Origin of the sequence: Aequorivita nionensis, assembly GCF_046352995.1 — a bacterium.
GTDB classification, from domain to species: Bacteria; Bacteroidota; Bacteroidia; order Flavobacteriales; family Flavobacteriaceae; genus Aequorivita; species Aequorivita nionensis.
The window spans coordinates 326,739-347,720 of sequence record NZ_CP130281.1 but is presented as its reverse complement, the minus strand read 5'-3'; the positions used below and the strand labels follow the sequence as shown (position 1 = coordinate 347,720).

Sequence of the window (20,982 nt, the reverse complement as noted above, 5' to 3'; positions counted from 1 at the left end):
CAAAACCTTTATATAACTATGAAAAAACTGAGCCTATTTATTGTGTTTTCAATCGTTCTTGCGAGTTGCAATTTCGGTACAGATAAATCAACTATCCCCGAAAGCAGCCCTGCAGACCCTGAAGTTGTAGCCGAAATGGAACAACAGTCGTTAAAACCAATTAACGACAGCCTGCCGATTATTGGCCTATTGATGTACGACGGCGTTTTGACTACTGAGGTTACTGCCTCTGCAGATGTTTTTACAAAACCTACTTCAGAGGGCAAACAGCTTTTCAATGTAATTACAATTGCAGAAACTTCTGACCCAATTGTTAGTGAGGAAGGTTTAAAAATAGTTCCCGATTACACTTTTGAAAACTGCCCAAAACTGGATGTACTTTTTGTGCCGAGCGCTTATGATATGTACACACAAGTACACAATCCAAAGATCGTGAGTTTCATAAAAGAACAAAATAAAAACACAAAATACACCGTAAGCAACTGCGCCGGCGCACATTTAATTGGTGAATCAGGCATTGCGGACGGCAAAAAAATAGTCACTTGGATTGGTGGCGGGGAAGAACTTCAGAAAAATTATCCCAATCTAAAAGTCCAAAATGACAGCGTGGTTAGATATGTGGAAGATGGAAAGTTTTTATCTTCAAACGGAAATCTAATCAGTTATGTATCCGCATTAAATTTATTGAAAAAAATGGCAGGGCAAGAGCAAGTTGATTTTGTGGAATCCTATATTTATCTGAAAGAACTTCAAAACTGGAAACAGTAAAACACTTATAAATCAATTATTATCAAGCTTTTAAGCTCTTCAAAATCTTGATGGTTTTTAAAAATAACTATTAATTAGGTAAGATATTTTTATTACCTTTACCGCATATCCCCCCATTCTAACTTTTTTTAAAAAAAAAGTTAGAATGGGGTTTTTTATTATTTAAAAAAACATCAAAACACACTAATTAAATATTTCTTTCATTTGAACATATTGAAAGATTTTGATCTGGAAATTTAATTTATTGACCATGAAAACCAAAGACAAATTTGTATTTATAATTGGGCTAATTTTATTGTTCGGTTTCTCAAATATAACAGCACAAACTACAAGTGTATATGTAGTTCCCCATCCCGATGATTGGCAGCTTTTCATGAACCCGAATGCTTACCACAGCATTAAAGGTGTAAACGAAAAAGTTATTTTTTTACATATTACAGCTGGAGATGGTGGTGGAAGCACAAGCAGCAATTATTATCTGGCAAGAGAAGAGGGAAGTTTAAGAGCCATAAGGTTTATGTCCAATACTTTTACCAATGAAGGTGCTCTTGGCAGTAATATGAACCGTACAATGGTTATGGTAAATGGACATCAAGTTTTAAAGTTTTCATACAGAAATGCTGTGGCCTATTTTTTAAGACTACCTGATGGAAATTATGGTGGAAATGGGTATCCTTTAAATAATAATGAAAGTTTACAAAAGTTATATAATGGCACCATATCTAGTATTTCAACAATTGATGGAACTGCTTCATATAGTTCTTTAGTTGATTTGGAAGCTACCCTTCAAGCGATAGTTACCTCTGAAATGATTCCATCTTCCAGTATTAACTTTAATGCTGCTGATGATGATTTGGGAATAAATCCGGATGATCATTCAGACCATATTTTTTCTTCGCTTATTATGCAAGATGTTGCAAATAATATTGGAGGAGTTACCTTGAATTTATACACAGATTATTTCACAGATACCAAAGCACAAAATGTTTTTGGAGATGATTATTTAATAAGTGCAGGTACATGGGCTGCAACAGCTTCTGGTCTTTCTGATAGCTCCTATTTTAGTTCCTGGGACAATACCCACAATGCCTGGCTTGGGAAACAATACTTCAGAACAGTTTCGCCAAATAACTATCCTGTGGTTACCGTGGCTGCTACTGATGCCAATGCAGCGGAGAATCCTTTGGATACTGGTACATTCACTGTAAGTTTAAATTCAGTAAATACTGGTAGCCCAGTTATAGTAAATTATGCAATGAGCGGTACTGCAACTTCAGGATCTGATTATAACGCACTATCTGGAACGGTAACCATACCTAATGGACAACAGAGTGGAACTATCACTGTAACACCAATTGATGACATTGAGGCGGAACCATCTGAAAATATTATCCTTACCTTATCTGAAGGTGCTGGTTACAATATAGGCACCCCCGCAACTGCAACGATAAATCTTACCAGTGAAGATATTGTTATCCCCGGAACAAACCTTGCGCTTTTAAAACCTACTACGGTATCAAATGGAGCTTCTACAAAAGATAGGGCTGTAGATGGAATATATAACAGAAACAACTATTGGCAAGGAATTCCATACCCACAATGGTGGCAAGTGGATCTTGGAAATATTTTTGATATTAGCAAAATAGTTTTAACTACTTATTATGGAAATAATCGCTATTATCAATATGACATTCAAGCCTCTACCGATGGAACCAATTGGACAACTGTAGTTGATTTTAATGCAAATACTACACCTGCCACAAGCCAAGGAAATACCTTCAATCTCAATAATCCGAAAGCTCGTTATTTAAGGGTTAATATGAATTACAATTCTGCTAATTATGGGGTGCATATCATGGAATTTGAGGCTTACGGAGATTTGCCCACTAATAACCCTGAAGTAACAGTAAATGCAACAGATGCTTCAGCTTCTGAAAATCCTTTGGATACTGGAACCTTTACAATAAATCTAGATGAAGTAAATAACGGTAGCCCACTTACCATTAATTATACTATTGGGGGTACAGCTACTCCAGGCTCAGATTATAGCGCACTTTCAGGAACTATAACCATCCCAACTGGACAGCAGACAGGTAGTCTGATAATAACTCCAATTGATGATACAGAAATAGAGCCTGATGAAACTGTTGTTCTCACCTTATCCTCGGGTGCTGGTTATACCATAGGTGAACCTTCCAGCGCTATTGTTAATATTATAAGTAATGATGTAGCTCCGCCTGTTGGAAATATTGCTTTGTACAAACAAACATCCTCCTCTAGTGGTACTGAAAGATCAGATTCTAATGCGGTTGATGGAATATATTCAATTGATAATTGGTGGGGAGCAAGTCCTTTTCCACAATGGTGGAGTGTAGATTTGGGTGCCGAATACGACCTTAGTAAATTAGTGGTTTTTAACTATTATGATGGTTTTAGATACTACCAATACGATATTGAAGGTTCGCTAGACGGGACGAATTGGACACCTTTGGTAGATTTCAACTCAAACACAACTCCAGCAAATAATCAAGGAAACACCTTTAACCTAAACAATCCTACAGCACGCTATATACGAGTAAATATGAATTATAACTCTATGAATTTAGGGGTTCATATCATTGAATTTGAAGCATATGGAGAGCTAAATCAAGGTTTTGGAAAAAACTCTTCCAATCAAACAAGTTTTTCAGAAAAAAAATTAAATGAAACTTCTGATAAATATTCTTTATCGGTTTATCCCAATCCAAGCAAGTATGGAAATCCTATAAAATTGGGTATTCAGCTACAAAATGACGAAAGTGCGATAGTAGAAGTGTTTGATATTAATGGAAAAAGAGTTGCAAATAAGGAATTTGACCTAAAAAAGGGGTTTAATGAAGTTGAAATGCCAACTAATTATTTTTCGGCAGGAATGCTCATTGTTAAGGTAGATATTGAAGGTGAAATAATTTCAAAAAAGATTTTTCTTGAATAAATAGATTTTATAAGAATATCGGATTATTAATTGGCTGTTCAAGTTGAGCAACTCTTATAATGAGAAATAATTATAACCGCTAGGTTATTTCTTATAAAGTGTAGCTTGTTGGTATTACTGAATAATTCATCTTTAATTTTAACCAATAAAAACGCAAAAAGATCATTTTAGCGTAATAATGTAATTTAACTTTTTAAAGGACTAACTCTCCAAAAAGACGTTCCAAAGTAGCATCCAAATCATCACTAAAGCCATTATGGGGACGTGAAGTTTGAAGTGAAGAACTGCGTTGGGCAGTAAGCCAGCGGAATCTGTCGGGTTTTTCCCATTGCGCTACTGAGCCTCCGTCTTTGGAGCCGGAACATATTTTTTCAAAAGCTTTTAAATTGTTTTCAATCTCTTCAACCTCCAATTCGCAGGAAAAGAGTTTTAGCTTTTCGGTGTCAATTTGATGTTTACAATTCAAATAGTTGGCTCCTTTGCAGAAAAGAATTATCCCAACATTCAGGAACTCCTCGCGTTCCACGCGGGGCACCAAACGTATTACCGCATATTCATACAAGTGTTTCCCGGGCATCCTGAATTTGTTTTACAAAGTTGTTTGCATTGTTTCTTCTCGTCACCAAAAACTGAAAATATACTTCCCTGATTTCTTCCGAAGTCATTTCAAAACCTTCCCAATCCAGCCAATCAGCAGGAATGAGATTGGTTATTTCACGAAGTTTTGCATCAGGCAAAAGCGCAATCATTTCTTCATTAATTTCTTCAATCAACGCAGCTTGTGGCAAAAGCACGTGATCTTTAATATAAGGAAATGGTGTAACAGCCGCTTTTTGCCAATCGCCCCATGAATGATGAAAATAAAAGGTGGCGCCGTGGTCAATGAGCCAAAGTTCCTTATGCCAAATAAGCATATTTGTGTTTTTTACCGTGCGATCTATGTTTGTTATAAAAGCATCCAACCATACAATTTTGGAAGCCAAAGTTTCATCAACTTGGGTAACTACGGGGTCAAATGTGAGCGCCCCGGAAAGAAAATGCAAGGCCAAGTTTAGTCCGCGACTGCCTTTTAATAGATCCTGTATTTCCTCATCGCCTTCACTTCTGCCAAAAGCTTCGTCTAAATTTGCGAAAACAAGTTCGGGAACTTTTAAGCCTAAAGTTCGTGCAATTTCACCACCCAATAGTTCGGCAATCAAAGCTTTTATGCCGTGTCCCGCGCCGCGAAATTTCAAAACATATTTAAAATCATCATCCGCTTCGGCCAAGGCTGGTAGCGAACCACCTTCACGCAAAGGAGTTATGTAACGTGTAACGTTTACGGTGCGGAGCTCTATTTTGTCGGTTGCCATTGCCTGCAAAATTAAGTTTATTTGTGAATATGTCGGCACCATTCTGTAGAGATGTTTTTTTATGCCTTAAAAATAGAATCCAATATTTTTTTGAAAGTTTAAATTTGTATTTTGCTGAAATATGAAACCTTAAACTAAAAGTTATTGGATTTAACCATTGAAAACATTTTGCTTGTTGGGTCGTTACTGCTTTTTATAAGCATTATAGCAGGTAAAACTTCTTATAAATTTGGCGTACCCACTTTAGTACTTTTCTTGGGAATAGGGATGCTTGCCGGTGAAGATGGCATAGGCGGCATCAGTTTTGACAATCCGCAAATCGCCCAGCTAGTTGGTATAATTTCATTGAACTTTATTCTTTTTTCAGGGGGGCTGGACACCGATTGGAAAGCTGTAAAACCAATTATGAAAGAAGGTTTTGCACTTTCAACTTTGGGGGTTTTGCTTACCGCTGTTGGCTTGGGAACCTTTGTTTATTACGTTACCGATTTTACCATTTATGAAAGTTTGCTTTTGGGAAGTATAGTATCGTCAACAGATGCTGCTGCAGTTTTTTCCATTCTGCGTTCCAAAAATCTTGCGCTTCGAACCAATTTGCGCCCCACCTTGGAAATGGAAAGCGGAAGTAACGACCCTATGGCCTATGTGCTTACAATCGCTTTTTTAGGTTTGGTAATCAATCAGGATAAAGGATTGATCTCTATGATTCCACTGTTTTTTCAACAAATGATTATAGGAACCATAGCTGGGTTTGGCTTTGGAAAGTTGAGCAAGATTATAATCAATAAAATCAACTTGGATTTTGAGGGTTTATATCCCGTACTCGTCATTGCACTAATGTTTATAACCTTTTCCGTAACCGATTTTGTGGGCGGCAACGGTTTTTTGGCCATTTATATTTGTGCGGTCTTTTTGGGGAACCAGTACTTAATTCACAAAAAGACCATCCTTAAAATGTATGATGGTTTGGCGTGGTTGATGCAGATTGTACTTTTCTTGACGTTGGGGCTTTTGGTATTTCCATCACAGATTGTTCCCGTGATTGGGATTGGACTTTTAATATCCTTGTTTTTGATTTTTGTGGCTCGTCCCGTAGCGGTTTTTATGAGTTTGATTCCTTTTAAGATGAAACTGCGGAGACGTTTCTATATTTCTTGGGTGGGTTTACGCGGGGCGGTGCCGATTGTGTTTGCAACCTATCCATTATTGGCGGGAATCGATAAAGCGAATATGATTTTTAACATTGTATTTTTTATTTCGCTAACCTCCATTTTAATTCAGGGAACTACGCTTTCGGTAGTCGCGAAATGGTTAAGGGTGAGTATTCCCAGTGAAGAGAAAAAAATATCTCCCTCTGAAAAATTTCTTGAGGAACATCCAAAAACTGAAATGCGGGAAATTGGTATTGCAAAGGGAAACACGATTGTCGGCAAAAAGATTGTTGATATTGAATTCCCCAAAACCGCAATTATCGCAATGATAAAACGAGACGATAAATACATCACTCCCAACGGAAACACGGTCATTAATGCAGATGATGTGCTCATCGTACTTTCCGAAACAAAAAAGGGAATCAAAAAAGTGTTTAAGGCATTGAATATCCAAGAGTTTTCAGCTGCCTAAATTTGAATAAGGGGTTTTGTAAATACTTTTTGCATCGTATTTTCTAGCTTCTTCAGCGTTCTCCAATTCTTTTTCAGAATAATTTAAATTGAAATGGGGCAGAATTTCGCTTTCGAATTTATTTGGAAACGAAGGATATTCCAAAAATAAATTGTTTCCGAGCCGAATTTTTTCTGCTGCTTTTTTATGAGCTTCAACCATTACGAATAGATAATTTTCCAATGATTCAAACTGCTTTTCTTCGCCCAAAAAATAATTTTGGAGCAAATTGGTGGGATGATAAAACCATTCCACAAACCCACGACCCGATTTTAAAAGGCTTGCAACCACTTCCTCCGTTTTTCTATCTATAAAAATCAAAGGAACTTCGGGATATGCTTTTTGGAAAAGCTCGATAAAGAATACATTCCATGATGTAAGTTTGAAGACCACTTGTTCGGCTTCGCCCAGCGGCTGTAAATAGCTTTCAATGATAGTTTTTAAACTTTTCAAAAGTGTTTTTTCTTCCAAATTGTAAAATACTGCGGATAACAATAATCCGTTTATTGCCTCCGTTTCTGAAACAACTCTTGTCTTTTTTGCTGCCCTAAACATATTTGCAAGCAGCGTTGAGCCGCAATGGGAAGTGTGAAAGACAAACCCTTTTAGCGGTAATAATTCTCTGTTTTCTGAAATGGTTTCCTCAGTCAAATCGAGTTCTTTCCGAAGGGAATCTTTTGCGCGAAACATAGAAACCGCATCATTAAAAAAAGGCGGGTCAAAAACTTCCGGGTGTAGTTTTTCAAAGATTGTAACCGGCGTTTCACTTACTTTCGTGTAGCTTGGAAAATATGCTGTTTTCAAAATTTTACTTCAAATTAAAAAACGTGAAGCTACAAAAAGTGATGCAAAAGCAATTAAAATATTTTAAGCGGAAGAAATATTTTCGGTTAACTTTGAAAATGGTTTAAATCACTGACTTAAAAATTTAATTATGGGTAAACAGCTACTTATTTTTTTCCTTCTGTTTTTTGTTTTACAGAGCGGTCTTTCGCAGGAAATTTCAATCGGTAAACGCGATAAGGTTTATTCTGAAATACTTCAGCAGGACAGACAGTTTTCAGTCTATTTTCCCCCTTCATATAATATTGCGGTTAACCAAAAATATCCCGTGCTCTATATTTTGGACGGCGACTACAATTTTCAATATGTAGCCGGTTTTTTGGAATTGCAGGGCGGAATAAGTGAAATTATCCCAGAAATGATATTAGTGGCAATTTCAGGAAAAGGAACTAACGAGTACCGCAAAAACTGCAAGCCAAAAGTTGAAGGCGTGGAAGATAGTGGCAATGCCGAGGAAATGGCAAATTTTATTGAAAAGGAATTGATTCCGTATGTAAACAAAAACTATAAAGTAGCCGATTATAAAATTCTTGGCGGCCATTCCGTGGGCGGCATTTTTGTTATCAATACGGCAATAAACCATCCCGAACTTTTCAATAATTACATTGCCATAAGTCCCGCGCTTTGGTGGGGCAAAAATGCGATGGAGAATGTAATGGAAAACACTTGGGGAAAAACCGGAAGCACTTCGGCTAGTGTGTACATTTCACTCGCCAATGAACAGGGGATGGGCGTGAATGAATTCATCAAAAAGATTCCTAAAAATATGATGGAGAAAAACATACATTTTCAAGAGTTTCCGAATGAAATCCATAATTCCGTTGGGCTTCCCACCTATAAATGGGCGCTGGACGATATTTTCAAAAACTGGTATGTAAAGGAAGAGTATTTTGGTTCTGCCGAAGCTTTAAAAAACCATTATTCCGAAGTGAAGAAACAATACGGCAGCATTTTCAACATTCCATATACCATTGTGGGGAATACACATTATATGCTTCAAAAAAATGAAAAGGAGCGTGCAAAAGTGCAAGCCGTTTTAAAGGAACTGAACCCGAATGCGTTGGTTCTTTTTAATACTTACAGGGCCGGAAAGCTTGTGGACAGCAAAGATTATGCTGAAGCTGAACAGCTTTTGAAAGATGCCTTGGCTATCAATCCAAACAATTTTGACAGCTACGATGTTTTGGCGCGGATTAAAATGGCAAACGGCAATGCAGTCGAAGCAAACGAGACCATTGATAAAGCTTTAGGTTTGGCAAACAAACAACAGGCAAGACAGTGGCAAATTAACGAACTGCTTGAAACAAAAGCCGAAATCAATAAAAAGCCGTAATTTTATAAGAATTAAACACAATGGGAATCCTTTTTAAAATAACACAAATAACGGTCGTTCTATTTCTTTTCGGAATGCTTGTGGGCTGTAATGACCCCAAGGAAATAAGCTCTTTTAACCCAAACCATTGGGAAGACCATTATGCAGACCCCGAAGTATTGGGGCTACTGAAGGATTCGCTGCAAAATGGAAAAACCTATTTGAGTATCTATTCGCATATTTATAGTTTTACTTTGGAAAAATCGCAAAATCTCACTGCAATGGTCAGCCTCAGAAATGTAAGCGATAGCGATACAATTTATATTTCAAAAGCAGATTACTACAATACCAAAGGAGAATTGATACGTAGCTATTTTGAAAAGCCAATTCAACTTAAACCTGTGGAAACCGTTGAAATTGTTATAGACGAAACGGATGAGCACGGAGGTAGCGGAGCCAATTTTATTTTTGAATGGACTACAAAAGCAATAACTCCCGAACCCATTTTTGAAGCAGTTATGACTTCGCTGCGGGGTTCGCAGGGATTGAGTTTTACCACACAGGGGAGAAGGATTGAGTGAAATATGAATTACGAGCGACGAATGACGAAAGTGGAAATTAGAAATACGAAGTAAGAATCCCGAATCCCAAATCAACGAATCCCGAATTCAGAATTCAGAATTGTTTTCGTTATTTTTGAAGCAAAGAAAAAGTTAATGAAAATAGTAATCTCCCCAGCAAAAACGCTGGATTTTGAATCAAAACTTCCCACCACTCGTGCCACCCAGCCCAATTTTTTGGAGGAAGCCGAAATGATTAACAATAAGTTGGAACGCAAAAGCAAAAAGGCTATTGGCAAGTTGATGGACATCAGCGATAAGCTGGCCGAACTCAATTACCAACGCTATAAAGAATTCAGCACACCATTTACAAAACAAAACGCCCGCCCGGCAGTCTATGCCTTTGCTGGCGATGTTTACACAGGTTTGGACGCTTATACCATTCCTTCGGAAAAGATTGATCTGTTGCAGGATTCCCTCCGAATCCTTTCGGGGATGTATGGGCTGCTGCGTCCGTTGGATTTGATTCAGCCCTATCGATTGGAAATGGGCACCAAACTGCCCGTAAACCGAAAAAAGGACATGTACTCCTTTTGGAAAAAAACACTTACCGAAACCTTAAATGAGGAACTGAAGGATGATGAACTTTTCTTAAATCTGGCAAGTGTGGAATATTTCACGGCCATTGACGAAAAAAAACTGAAGGTGCCAGTGATCTCACCAGTTTTTAAGGATTTCAAAAATGGCGAACTGAAAATAATTTCGTTCTTCGCCAAAAAAGCACGTGGCAGTATGAGCCGTTTTGCGATTGATAAGAATGTAAAAACCTTGGATGAATTGAAAGCGTTTAATTATGATGGTTATGGTTTCAGTGAAGAATATACTGAAAAGGAGAGTGAGCCTGTTTTTATTCGATAAATCTAAAACCTAAGTGTCCAGAAATCTAATAATCTAGATATCTAAAATTTGTTCCACCACATCCACCCATACCCGCCATTTATTCCCGAAAATGCAACCAAACTGATAGTAGGCACACTACCGCCACCGCGTTTCACGACGGGGGAATTAAAGGAGGGTGATGTGGATTTTTGTTACGGTAGTCGCGACGGACAATTATGGCTGATTTTGGATAAAATATTCGGCTTGGATCTAAAATTTGAAACCACAGCCGAAGCAATTAAGCAACGCGAACATTTTTTAATAAAAAGAGGTATTGGCATTTGTGATATGGTGGCTTCTGCCAGAAGAGAAAAAATTGATGCTTCGGATATTGGAATGTTGGAAGTGGAATTGCGAGATTTGGTTGCCGTACTTCAGCTAAACCCGAAAATTGATACGCTGCTTTTCACGGGCGGAAACAGTAAAAATGGTCCAGAATATTTCTTCCGAAGAAAATTGAAGGAGTACAATATTTCCCTGAAATTGGTTACCAACAAAGTGCCGCGAATACATACATTTCAACTTCCGGAAAATGGGAGAACTGTAAAAACAGTTTCATTAATAGCACCATCAGGAGCAGCTAATAGAGCTGTGGGTAGCCTTTCAGCCTATAAAAAAATGAAAGACAAATTCCCTGAAAAAACTACGATAGATTTTCGGGTGGAGCAGTACCGTCCATTTTTTTAAAACCTACGATTTAAAATTAAAAATCTGCAAAGGGGCATTGTTGCTAACCACCATGTACATTTCATTGCCATTGATTTTGATGGCTTTCATGTTTTTTGCATCACTGGCTATAAATGGTACGTATTCCTTAGAATTATTAAAATTGCCTTTGCCATCGCCTAATAATACATAACCGTAGTTACTATCATAACGGATGGTTTCCACTTCGGCGTCATAAATGGCGCCAACTCCCATAATATCCATTTTGCCATCATTATTGAAATCACGTGAAATGAAGGAAAGGGTAGGGCCTAACTGTGCTTCGTTGGGCAAGTGCTTAACTGTAAACTTTCCATTACCATCGTTTAGGATAAGAACACTTTCAAAGTCATGTGCAATAAGCTTAAAAGCATCTTTTAATTCTTCTTCGCCATAAATATCCTTAAACTCTAATTCGGAAAATTCTTTATAGGTCTTAATTTTGTCCAATAGGAAAGGGTTTTGCTGGCTACTGCACTCTTTGCCACGAACGGGCACTACTTTGCCATTACTTATTTTGCTCATGGCAACATCAAAACTGCCGTTTTTGTCAAAATCTTTCGCCGAAATATAGAGTGGTTTTTCCGCGGAAGGATGAAATTTATTGTTGCCGCCAATGTTTCCAAATATATAATCCTCATCGCCATCGCCGTCAAAATCTGCTGCTGTTACGGTAAACCACCAACCTTCAGTGTTTTCAAGGCCTGCAATATTTTCGTTTTTGGTAAATTTTCCGTTATTGTTACTGAAAATAGTAGGAGCCATCCATTCGCCAGTTACCAAAAGGTCTAGGTCCTTATCATTGTCATAATCCGTAAAGACAGCTTCAGAAATCATTCCTATTTCTTTAAGTGAAGGATTTTCTTCAGTGGCATCCTTAAAAATTCCGTTTTCGTTTTTAAGAAGGTAGGAGCGTGGTGAAAGTGGATATTTTTTAGGAACTAAATTGCCGCCAACAAACAAGTCCATATCGCCATCGCCGTCATAATCTGCTGCTACAACACTTTTTCCGGAAACTAACATAGTTGGCAAAGCTTCTTTTTTATAACTGAAATTACCTTTGCCATCATTCACGAAAAGTCTGTCCTGCAAAAGCGGGCTATTTTCATCAAGTTCATAGCCTGCGCTCACAACATAAAGATCCTGATCGCCATCACCATCCGCATCAAAAAAGATTGCGTTTGCATCTTCATATTTTGCGTTGTTTTTCCAAAGCGATTCATTTGTTTTTGTGAAATGTCCATCTGTTTTTTGAATATAGAGTGCGGCTTCTGCTCCTGCAGCATTGCCGACAAAAAAGTCATCCAGGCCATCACCATTAACATCTGCAACAGCTAGTCCACTTCCTTTAGTGGATTGTTTTTGTGGAATTAGAAGTTGAAGTGAGAAATCATCAAAATCATTTTCTTTCTGTAAATAATCAATTCCAATAGCGGCAGGATCCAAGCTTAATTTTTTAGAAACTGGATTTTGGTAAGCAATTGTTCCCGCAACCGCGGTGCTATAATCCACAGTGAGCATTTTGTTGGTTGCAGGACTATTTAGTTTTGATATTTTTCCATCGGGCCATTGCACGGTCACTTCATCAACAGTATCATTTTTGCCTAAGCCAAAATGTAGCACATCAGTGACTGAGGATTCAAAACCACGCGCAAGATATAACTGTTGTAACTGAATGGTATCTGCCTTTTTCACATAGACTTTGGCACCAATCCCAAGTGAGTTGTTTTTTGGGCCTTTTAGTTTTACTTGAAGGTAATTGTTGTTTGCGTTGTTTCTATACAGTCCCACTTCATCGTCAATATTGTTTATTATCAAATCTAAATCGCCATCATTGTCAAGGTCAGCATAGGCAGCACCGTTTGAAAAAGTTGGCTCTTCCATTCCCCATTCCTTCATTTGTTTGGTAAATGTTAGGTCGCCATTGTTTTTGTATATATAATTATTGAGCTTTTGAGAGGGCAGCATGGCTTGCACGGCTTCCAATGTCATCTGTTCGTTATTGGCTATTTTTTTCTTCATTTCCGTACGGAAATCTTGGTTGGTATAATCTTTTATGACGCCATTTGTAATAAAAATATCTTTCATTCCATCATTGTCAAAATCTGCAATGAGTGGCGCCCAACTCCAATCACTTTTTGCCACGCCACTTAGGAGTGCTGTTTCATTAAATTTTCCGTTGCCTTTGTTATAATGAAGCATATTGGCCATATACGGATGGTTATAGCCTATTGCTACCATTTTATAGAAATTTTCAGTATTCATTGAAGCCATGTTTTGTTTGCTTCGCTGATGGCTTTCGGCGGTCATGTCAACGGTTATAAGGTCTGGAAGAAGGTCGTTGTTGAGGTCTGCATAATCAGAACCCATGCTATAGAAAGAGATGTGGTCTACACGACTGTTTATTTCATTTTTGAAAGTGCCATCTTTTTGGTTGATATACAATTGGTCCGGTTCCAGAAAATCATTGGAAACATAAATATCGTCCCAACCATCGTTGTTAAAATCGCCTACTGCACCTGCAAGACCCCAAGCCTTGTTGTAAAGTTTTGCCTCGCCAGTTACTTTTGTGAAAGTAGTGCCATCATTTCTGTAAAGCTGGTCGCTGGTAATTTCTTCAATTTGGTTTTGTATCTCGGCACTTATAGTAGTGTTGTTTTTAAAATCGTATCGGTAGTTTACAATATAGAGATCCAAGTCGCCATCTTTGTCGTAATCTAATTGATAGGCTTGTGTGGAATATCCTGGGTCATCAAGACCCCATTTTTTTGCTTCCTCTTTAAAAGTACCGTCTTTTTGGTTTATGAAAAGTAAATTCCTTCTTGCGTTATCGTCTTTTACAGATCCCGCCTTGCAAACATAAATATCCAACCAGCCATCGTTGTTAATGTCCATCATGCTGGCGCCAGTAGAAAAGCCAGTATAGTCTTCTGCTTTTGAAGTGTTCGTGATGTCTTCAAATTTTAGGTCTCCTTTATTTTTATACAATTTATTGGCACCCATACTACTCACAAAATATAAATCTTGCAATCCATCATTGTCAATATCACCAACTGCCACGCCACCGCCCACATATATATAGGTGTAATTTAAAAAGTTGAAATCAACATCTTCCTTTATCACATTTGTGAAATTTAATTGGGAAGTTTCAGAATTGATTTTTGAATACAACGTAGTCGCATTGTCAGTATATTTCGAATTATTTTCCTTTTTTGAAGGTTGTGAGCAGGAAAGTAAAAATAGCAATAAAATGAGGGTTACCATACGTGTTTTCATAATAGAGTATATTAACTGGTTTAAAAACAACTGTTTAAAAATGCGGAAAAAGGATTTTTTTGCTTGGTTTAAATAATCACTAAATATATAAAATTTTAGTTCACTGAATTATTTGGCTCTTATGATAAATTAAGGTATTTTTAACGACATTTTAACTATTAATTTAAATTATCAATTTTATGAAAAAAATTACCTTTTTAATTTTAGCGACATTGCTCTTTACCTCCTTTGGGTGGCAGGCTAATGCACAGTATTGTGCCGCGTCTGGTGGGAGTACTACTTTTGAAAACATTAGTAATGTAACTTATGCCGGTATTAGCAATACTACCTCTGCTCATACAGGATATAATGATTTTACAGCACAGATAGCCAATGTTACCCAAGGTGCGATGGATCAAATATCTGTAACCCTTAATGCAGATTCAAGTGATTATCTCTACGCCTTTATTGATTGGAACCAGAATGATATCTTAGATGATGCTGGCGAGGTATATACGCTTGCCGTTGCTACTTCAAGCGATGGTCCCCATACTTTAGATATTACTGTTCCTGCAGCAGCTACAGTTGGGAATACCCGTATGCGTGTGAGACTTGGATGGAATCAGTCTTCTCCTAATCCTTGTGGTAATACTTCATTTGGAGAAGTTGAGGATTATACCGTGAATGTTCAAGCAGCTGGCGGCGGGGGTTCAAACATCAACGAATGTGCCTCAGGCCTTCCTTTGCCAATTGACCCACCATCATCTGTAACTTCTACTGTTACCGTTACAGAAACAGGTGTAATTGGTGCTGCTAACGGCGACTATAATTTTGACGATGTAATGCTTAATGTTGGAAGCGGATGGGCTAGTGATTTAACAATCACTCTGGTATCTCCTTCAAGTACTTCATTAGTTCTTACTTCTGGTAACGGAGGTATAGATGGTTTAAATCCTGCACAAAACTTAATGTTTACTGATAGCTCAGCAAATGATGTTACTACTTGGGGTGATTTTCCTCCATTAGCTGACTATCAAGCACAGGGCGGTTTGTTCAACACAGTTTTTGCTGGTGAACCAGTTAATGGTGTTTGGACATTAAATATTGTAGATGCTGTATCTGGAGATGGAGGTTCATTAAACTCTTTCTGTCTTAATATGTCTTTGATAACTGTTGTTGGTAATGCACCAACCATCGCTTGTCCGGCAGATATAACAATTAACAATGCCGTTGGCACTTGTGGTGCTGTAGCAAACTTTGCCGGCGTTGCCTTTGATGTTGAAGATGGTAACATTTCTGGAGATATTATTGCCACTCCTGCAAGCGGAAGTACTTTCCCAGTGGGTGATACTATGGTAGAACTTTCCGTTACCGATAGTGATGGCAACACCGTAACCTGTAATTTTATGGTTACCGTAGTTGACAACGAAGCACCTGTAGCAGTTTGCCAAGATATAACTGTGGATCTTGATCCTGTAACTGGAATGGCAACGATTACTGGTGCTGATGTAGACAATGGTTCTACAGACAACTGTGGCATTGCTTCTATGACTCTTGATATTTCATCTTTTGATTGCTCTATGACGGGTGCTAACACAGTAATTCTTACTGTTACAGACAACTCAGGTAATTCAAGTACTTGTACCTCTACTGTTACCGTTCAGGACGTTACTGCGCCAGAAATTGTTTGTATAGGCGGTGTTGCAACTATTACAGAATCTGAAGATTTTGAAGGTTCTACTGTGCCTGCAGGTTGGTCAACCAATATTGTTTTGGGTTCTCAGGATTGGACTTTTGGTTCAGGTGATATGCCAACCGGTGGAGATTTCCCAACAAATGCTGCGATTTTTGATGACGATGCAGTAGGCTCTGGTGATAACATTGCAGAATTATTATCTCCTGTTTATGATTTAACAGGGGCTACTTCTGCTGAGATATCTTTTGACTATGCATTGCAAGATTTTGTAGGCTTAGGATTATTACGAGGAGAAGTTTGGGATGGTTCGGCTTGGCAAGAAGTTTTCTTGGCTGACAATGCTGATATTGATCCTGTTAATACAGGAGCTATTGATGTACTAGCTTATGCAAACGCTGCATTCCAAGTGAAATTTACTTGGGATGACGAAACAGGCTGGAACTGGGGCGCAGGTGTTGACAATTTCTTGTTGACCTATGAAGCTAGTTCAGGCGGAGGTCTTGATGTTTATCTTGATGCAAACGGAATGGCAAGTGTAGATCCTAACGATCTTTTAGTAAGTGTTAATGAAGCTTGTGGATATACAATTAGCGCCGGTGGCGTTGGCGGAGGTTCCTCGGAGACTCTTCCTACCGGTTTTGCTGGTGGCAACGGAAACTTTGGTAATATGTTTGACGTAAATGCGGTTACTGATGTTACAATTGATTCTTTTGACATCAATGCAGACACAGGTGCTACATTTGACGTAGAAGTATATGCCAAAACAGGAACTTGGGTAGGTTTTGAAGCAGACCCTTCTGCTTGGACTTTAATAGGTACTGCAGTAGCTGTAGTTTCAAATGGGGATGGTGTAGCAACACCACTTAACCTGACACTTAATTATGTAATGGCTGCAGGTGAAACACATGCTTTCTATGTAACTCCAACTGATTTTTCCACTGGTGGTCTTAACTATACCAATGGAACCGGAACAGGAAACGTTTGGGCTTCAGATGCAAACATTGAATTCCTAGAAGGTGGAGCGAGAGGATATCCTTTCTCTGGAAGCACATTCCAGCCACGCGTATTTAATGGAAACATACATTATACTACTGGAGGTGGTTCTGGCCTAGACTTTACTTGTGCTGATCTTGGCGAAAATATTGTAGAAGTTACTGTTACTGATGACAGTGGAAACTCTTCTACCTGTTTTGCTACAGTAAATGTTATAGATAACATTGCACCAATACTAGTTTGTCAAGACACTACCATTGAATTGGGTCCAGACGGTACTGCTACTGTTGATCCAATGGCGTTATTGGCCACTTTGCCTACAACTTATGAGGTAATGGTGATAGGTAGTGATAACCAATCTGGAAACGAAGGGTTTACTGACTTTACTGTAAACGTTACAGAGGCTGCAAACGTAACCTTTGATTGGGATTTTACCTTAAATGATGCTCCTGGTTTTGATGGCTTCGGATACTTATTGAACGGTACATACACCCAATTGACAGATCCTTTATTAGGCAACCAATCAGGTAGTGCTGCTGTTGCTGTTGCTCCAGGTGATGTATTCGGATTCCGCGCACAAACTGATGATAACTTATTCGGAAATACCGAAACGGTTATCAGTAACTTTATGCCAGGTTTCGACGGTCAGTTTGACCCAGCCAACTGGATGCTTACCTTGACTGAATCTGATGGTGATGCTTTCTTCACAGAAATTCCTGGTGGTCCATTATCATTTGACGCTTGCGGTATAACCGTACTAGCTGTAGATGTTACAGAAGTTAGTTGTGCAGATATAGGAACTCCTATTACAGTAACTGTATTCGCAAGTGATGCTAGTGGAAACATTGCATCTTGTACTTCAGTAATCACTGTTGTAGATCTTTTAGGCCCAGAACTTACTTGCCCAGCAGATCAAACTGTTGATCCGGGAGCTGGTAACCTGTTCTACATCCTGCCAGATTACTTCGCTACCGGCGAGGCAATTGCAGATGACAACTGTACAGATCCTGTAACCATCCTATCTCAAGATCCTGCTCCAGGCACTCCATTGTCTGATGGCACATACACCATCACAATGACAGCTACTGACGAGTATGGAAATGTTTCAACCTGTTCTTTTGAACTTACCGTTGAAACAACTATTGGAGTAGATGAAAACTCATTGGACAAAGGTTTGGCATTATACCCTAACCCAGCAGACAACGTGGTTAACCTTGTGAACAAGACCAACATTTCTCTTGAGAAAATGATGATCTATGACATAAACGGAAAACTTGTAAACCAGACAGACCTTCGCACTATGCAAGGTGTGAAAGCAGTAGATGTTTCATCACTTGCCTCTGGAGTTTATATGGTACAGATTATTGGTGACAGTGCAAGCACTGTGAAACGCTTGATAAAAGAGTAATCACCAAATAACCAACCAAAAAAGGAAACCCCTTCAGCATTTGCTGAGGGGGTTTTTGATTTTGTAACATTCAGATAATAAAGAGTACTTATTCCGTATCTTTACATTTCCATAAAAAAATCAACAAAGAATGAAAAAAGCAATTCCCTATTTGGCACTTGCGCTACTGGTTGTGGCCTGTAACAATTCCAAAGAAAAAGAGAACCCAAACAAAAGTGAAGAACAGATGAACAACACTGAAAACCCGCTACTTTCTGAAAGTACCTTACCCTATGGAGCACCGGATTTTTCAAAAATTAAGGACGAACACTTTATGCCTGCAATGCTTAAAGGAATTGAAAAACAAAAGAAAGCCGTAGAAGCAATTGCAAATTCTAAAGAAGAACCAACTTTTGATAACACTGTGCTTGCCCTTGAGAAAAGTAGTGAGCTTTTAAGTAGATCTTCACAAATATTTTATGCACTGGCTGGTTCAAATACCAATGAAACGCTGCAAGCTGTGGAAGAAGAGATGGCGCCAAAATTTGCGGCACAAAGTGATATGATTTATTTGAACGAGAATCTTTTCAAACGTTTTAAAACATTATATGATAAAAAGGAATCACTAAATCTGGATGCGGAATCCTTAAAACTCCTTGAAAATTATTACGAAGATTTTGAAATTGCGGGAGCCAACCTTTCTTCAGAAGACAAAGAAAAACTAAAGGAATACAATGAAAAAATAGCTACGCTTACTACTAAGTTTGGTAAAACCCTATTAGATGCCAATAATGCTGGAGCCGTAACTTTTACTAATAAAGAAGACCTAGCGGGCGTTGATGAAGATTTTCTGAAATCTAAAGAAAGTAAAGACGGCAAAGGCTGGACCATCCCACTGCAGAACACTACCCAACAGCCATTATTGCAGTCTATGGAAAATAGGGCGAGTCGCGAAAAATTGTTTAAAGCAGCTTGGCACAGATCAGATCAAGGCGCAAATGATACCCGGGAAATAATAAAGCAGTTGGTGGAAGTGCGCGCCCAAAAAGCAAAACTTTTAGGTTTTAATAATTACGCCGAGTGGAGCCTTCAAAAAACAATGGCCAAAACTCCTGAAAATGTAAATAAATTTTTCAGCGGACTTATTCCTGCAGCCACTGCCAAAGCACAGGCAGAATCTAATGAAATTCAGAAAATGATAAAAGCCAAAGGGCAAGATTTCAAATTGGAGCCTTGGGATTGGAACTATTATGCTGAAATGGTTCGCAAAGAAAAATACGATCTTGACGAAAACCAAATTAAGCCCTATTTTGAATTGAACAATGTTTTGGAAAAAGGTGTTTTTTATGCCGCAAATAAACTTTATGGCATAACTTATAAAGAGAGGACGGACATTCCAACATATCAGGAAGATGTAAAAGTCTATGAGTTATTCGAAGAAAATGGCGATCAGCTTGGACTTTTCTATACAGATTATTTTGCGCGCCCAAGTAAAAGTGGAGGTGCTTGGATGGACAATTTTGTCACCCAATCTAAACTGTACAATAAAAAACCAGTTATATATAACGTACTTAATATTCCAAAACCCGCTGGCAATGAGCCTGCTTTGTTGACTTATGACGAAGTGGAAACTATGTTCCACGAGTTTGGCCATGCCCTTCACGGGTTTTTTGCAAGCCAGCAATATCCTTCCCTTTCAGGAACCGCCGTTGCGCGTGATTTTGTTGAGTTTCCTTCACAGTTTAATGAAAACTGGGCGTTGTATCCAGATGTATTGAAAAACTATGCAATACACTATAAAACAGGCAAACAGATTCCGCAGGAATTGATTGATAAAATTAAAAACTCAGGAACTTTCAATCAAGGTTATAGTCTAACGGAAAATTTGGCGGGATCTAATTTAGACATGCAATGGCACACCATTTCAGCCGATAAAAAGATTGAAGATGTAAACGCTTTTGAAAATGAAGCCTTGAATAAAACCAAACTCGATGTAGTTCATGCAGTTCCGCCAAGATACCGTTCTACGTATTTCTCACATATTTTTGCTGGAGGATATGCTGCGGGTTATTATTCTTATTCGTGGACAGAGATGCTCCATCACGATGCCTACAATTGGTTCGAGACTCACGGAGGCTTGACTCGTGAGAACGGTCAGCGTTTCCGAGATATGGTTCTTTCCAGAGGAAATACACTGAATCTCGAAAAAATGTACAAAGATTGGCGCGGTAGCGACCCAAAAATTGAGCCGATGCTTAAAGCCAGAGGGCTGAAGTAAAATGCCGAATTTAAAAGCGAATCCACGAATAGTTTTATAATTATTCGTGGATTCGCTGTTTATAAAAATGTCCCATCGGGTATTTTTATTTTATTTTTTTACTCGGTCTATTTTGAACATACAAAAAGGAGATTTAAATATTTTTTTAAAAAAGCTCGTCTGTTTTTTCTTCATATAAGATATTTCTACAGTAAAAAATTATTATTGTGCTATAATTGAGTAAATTAGGTTTCGGTTTAAGAGAATTTGATGGAAATT

13 protein-coding genes are annotated in these 20,982 nt (G+C 38.3%); 9 read left to right on the top strand and 4 right to left on the bottom strand.

What is annotated here, in order from left to right:
* The first annotated feature begins 18 nt into the window (after window positions 1–18).
* On the top strand, window positions 19–768 hold the full coding sequence (locus tag Q2U82_RS01530; RefSeq protein ID WP_410006000.1) for a DJ-1/PfpI family protein: 750 nt from the start codon (window positions 19–21) through the stop codon (window positions 766–768).
* 250 nt (window positions 769–1,018) lie between these two features.
* Window positions 1,019–3,742 (top strand): discoidin domain-containing protein, encoded by a 2,724-nt coding sequence (locus Q2U82_RS01525; RefSeq protein ID WP_410005999.1) that lies wholly within the window; start codon window positions 1,019–1,021, stop codon window positions 3,740–3,742.
* A gap of 193 nt (window positions 3,743–3,935) precedes the next feature.
* Here the strand turns inward: Q2U82_RS01525 and Q2U82_RS01520 are convergent, their stop codons facing one another.
* Together Q2U82_RS01520 and Q2U82_RS01515 are read right to left on the bottom strand one after the other, a co-directional pair.
* Window positions 3,936–4,319, bottom strand: a complete 384-nt coding sequence (locus tag Q2U82_RS01520; protein WP_410005998.1) for a DUF3037 domain-containing protein — start codon at window positions 4,317–4,319, stop codon at window positions 3,936–3,938.
* Window positions 4,297–5,094 carry a HipA family kinase gene (locus Q2U82_RS01515; RefSeq protein WP_410005997.1) on the bottom strand — a complete coding sequence of 266 codons (798 nt, stop codon included), beginning with the start codon at window positions 5,092–5,094 and terminating at the stop codon, window positions 4,297–4,299. Before Q2U82_RS01515 ends, Q2U82_RS01520 begins: the two co-directional genes overlap by 23 nt.
* Before the next feature lie 144 nt (window positions 5,095–5,238).
* On the opposite strand from Q2U82_RS01515, the gene Q2U82_RS01510 reads away from it, so the two are divergent.
* Window positions 5,239–6,717: a potassium/proton antiporter gene (locus tag Q2U82_RS01510; protein WP_410005996.1), complete on the top strand. Its 1,479-nt coding sequence runs from the start codon at window positions 5,239–5,241 to the stop codon at window positions 6,715–6,717.
* Here Q2U82_RS01510 and Q2U82_RS01505 read toward each other — a convergent pair.
* Window positions 6,706–7,560, bottom strand: coding sequence for a hypothetical protein (locus Q2U82_RS01505; protein WP_410005995.1), 855 nt, complete (start codon window positions 7,558–7,560; stop codon window positions 6,706–6,708). The two genes, Q2U82_RS01510 and Q2U82_RS01505, sit on opposite strands and share 12 nt — an antisense overlap.
* Window positions 7,561–7,690: 130 nt before the next feature.
* Here Q2U82_RS01505 and Q2U82_RS01500 point away from each other — a divergent pair, with 130 nt between their 5' ends.
* From Q2U82_RS01500 to Q2U82_RS01485, 4 genes are all read left to right on the top strand, one after another.
* Window positions 7,691–8,932 carry an alpha/beta hydrolase-fold protein gene (locus Q2U82_RS01500; protein WP_410005994.1) on the top strand — a complete coding sequence of 414 codons (1,242 nt, stop codon included), beginning with the start codon at window positions 7,691–7,693 and terminating at the stop codon, window positions 8,930–8,932.
* Between the two features lie 20 nt (window positions 8,933–8,952).
* Window positions 8,953–9,492, top strand: coding sequence for a DUF3124 domain-containing protein (locus tag Q2U82_RS01495; protein WP_410005993.1), 540 nt, complete (start codon window positions 8,953–8,955; stop codon window positions 9,490–9,492).
* Window positions 9,493–9,627: 135 nt separating this feature from the next.
* Window positions 9,628–10,389: a peroxide stress protein YaaA gene (gene yaaA, locus Q2U82_RS01490; protein WP_410005992.1), complete on the top strand. Its 762-nt coding sequence runs from the start codon at window positions 9,628–9,630 to the stop codon at window positions 10,387–10,389.
* A 48-nt stretch (window positions 10,390–10,437) separates the two neighbouring features.
* Complete coding sequence (locus Q2U82_RS01485) at window positions 10,438–11,097, top strand: uracil-DNA glycosylase family protein (RefSeq protein ID WP_410005991.1); 660 nt, start codon at window positions 10,438–10,440, stop codon at window positions 11,095–11,097.
* A gap of 3 nt (window positions 11,098–11,100) precedes the next feature.
* Here Q2U82_RS01485 and Q2U82_RS01480 read toward each other — a convergent pair whose 3' ends face one another.
* Window positions 11,101–14,391, bottom strand: a complete 3,291-nt coding sequence (locus tag Q2U82_RS01480; protein ID WP_410005990.1) for a VCBS repeat-containing protein — start codon at window positions 14,389–14,391, stop codon at window positions 11,101–11,103.
* Window positions 14,392–14,570: 179 nt separating this feature from the next.
* Between Q2U82_RS01480 and Q2U82_RS01475 the strand changes: the two genes are divergently transcribed.
* Window positions 14,571–18,467, top strand: a complete 3,897-nt coding sequence (locus tag Q2U82_RS01475) for a GEVED domain-containing protein (protein ID WP_410005989.1) — start codon at window positions 14,571–14,573, stop codon at window positions 18,465–18,467.
* 130 nt (window positions 18,468–18,597) lie between these two features.
* Window positions 18,598–20,724, top strand: coding sequence for a M3 family metallopeptidase (locus Q2U82_RS01470; protein WP_410005988.1), 2,127 nt, complete (start codon window positions 18,598–18,600; stop codon window positions 20,722–20,724).
* Window positions 20,725–20,982: the final 258 nt, after the last annotated feature.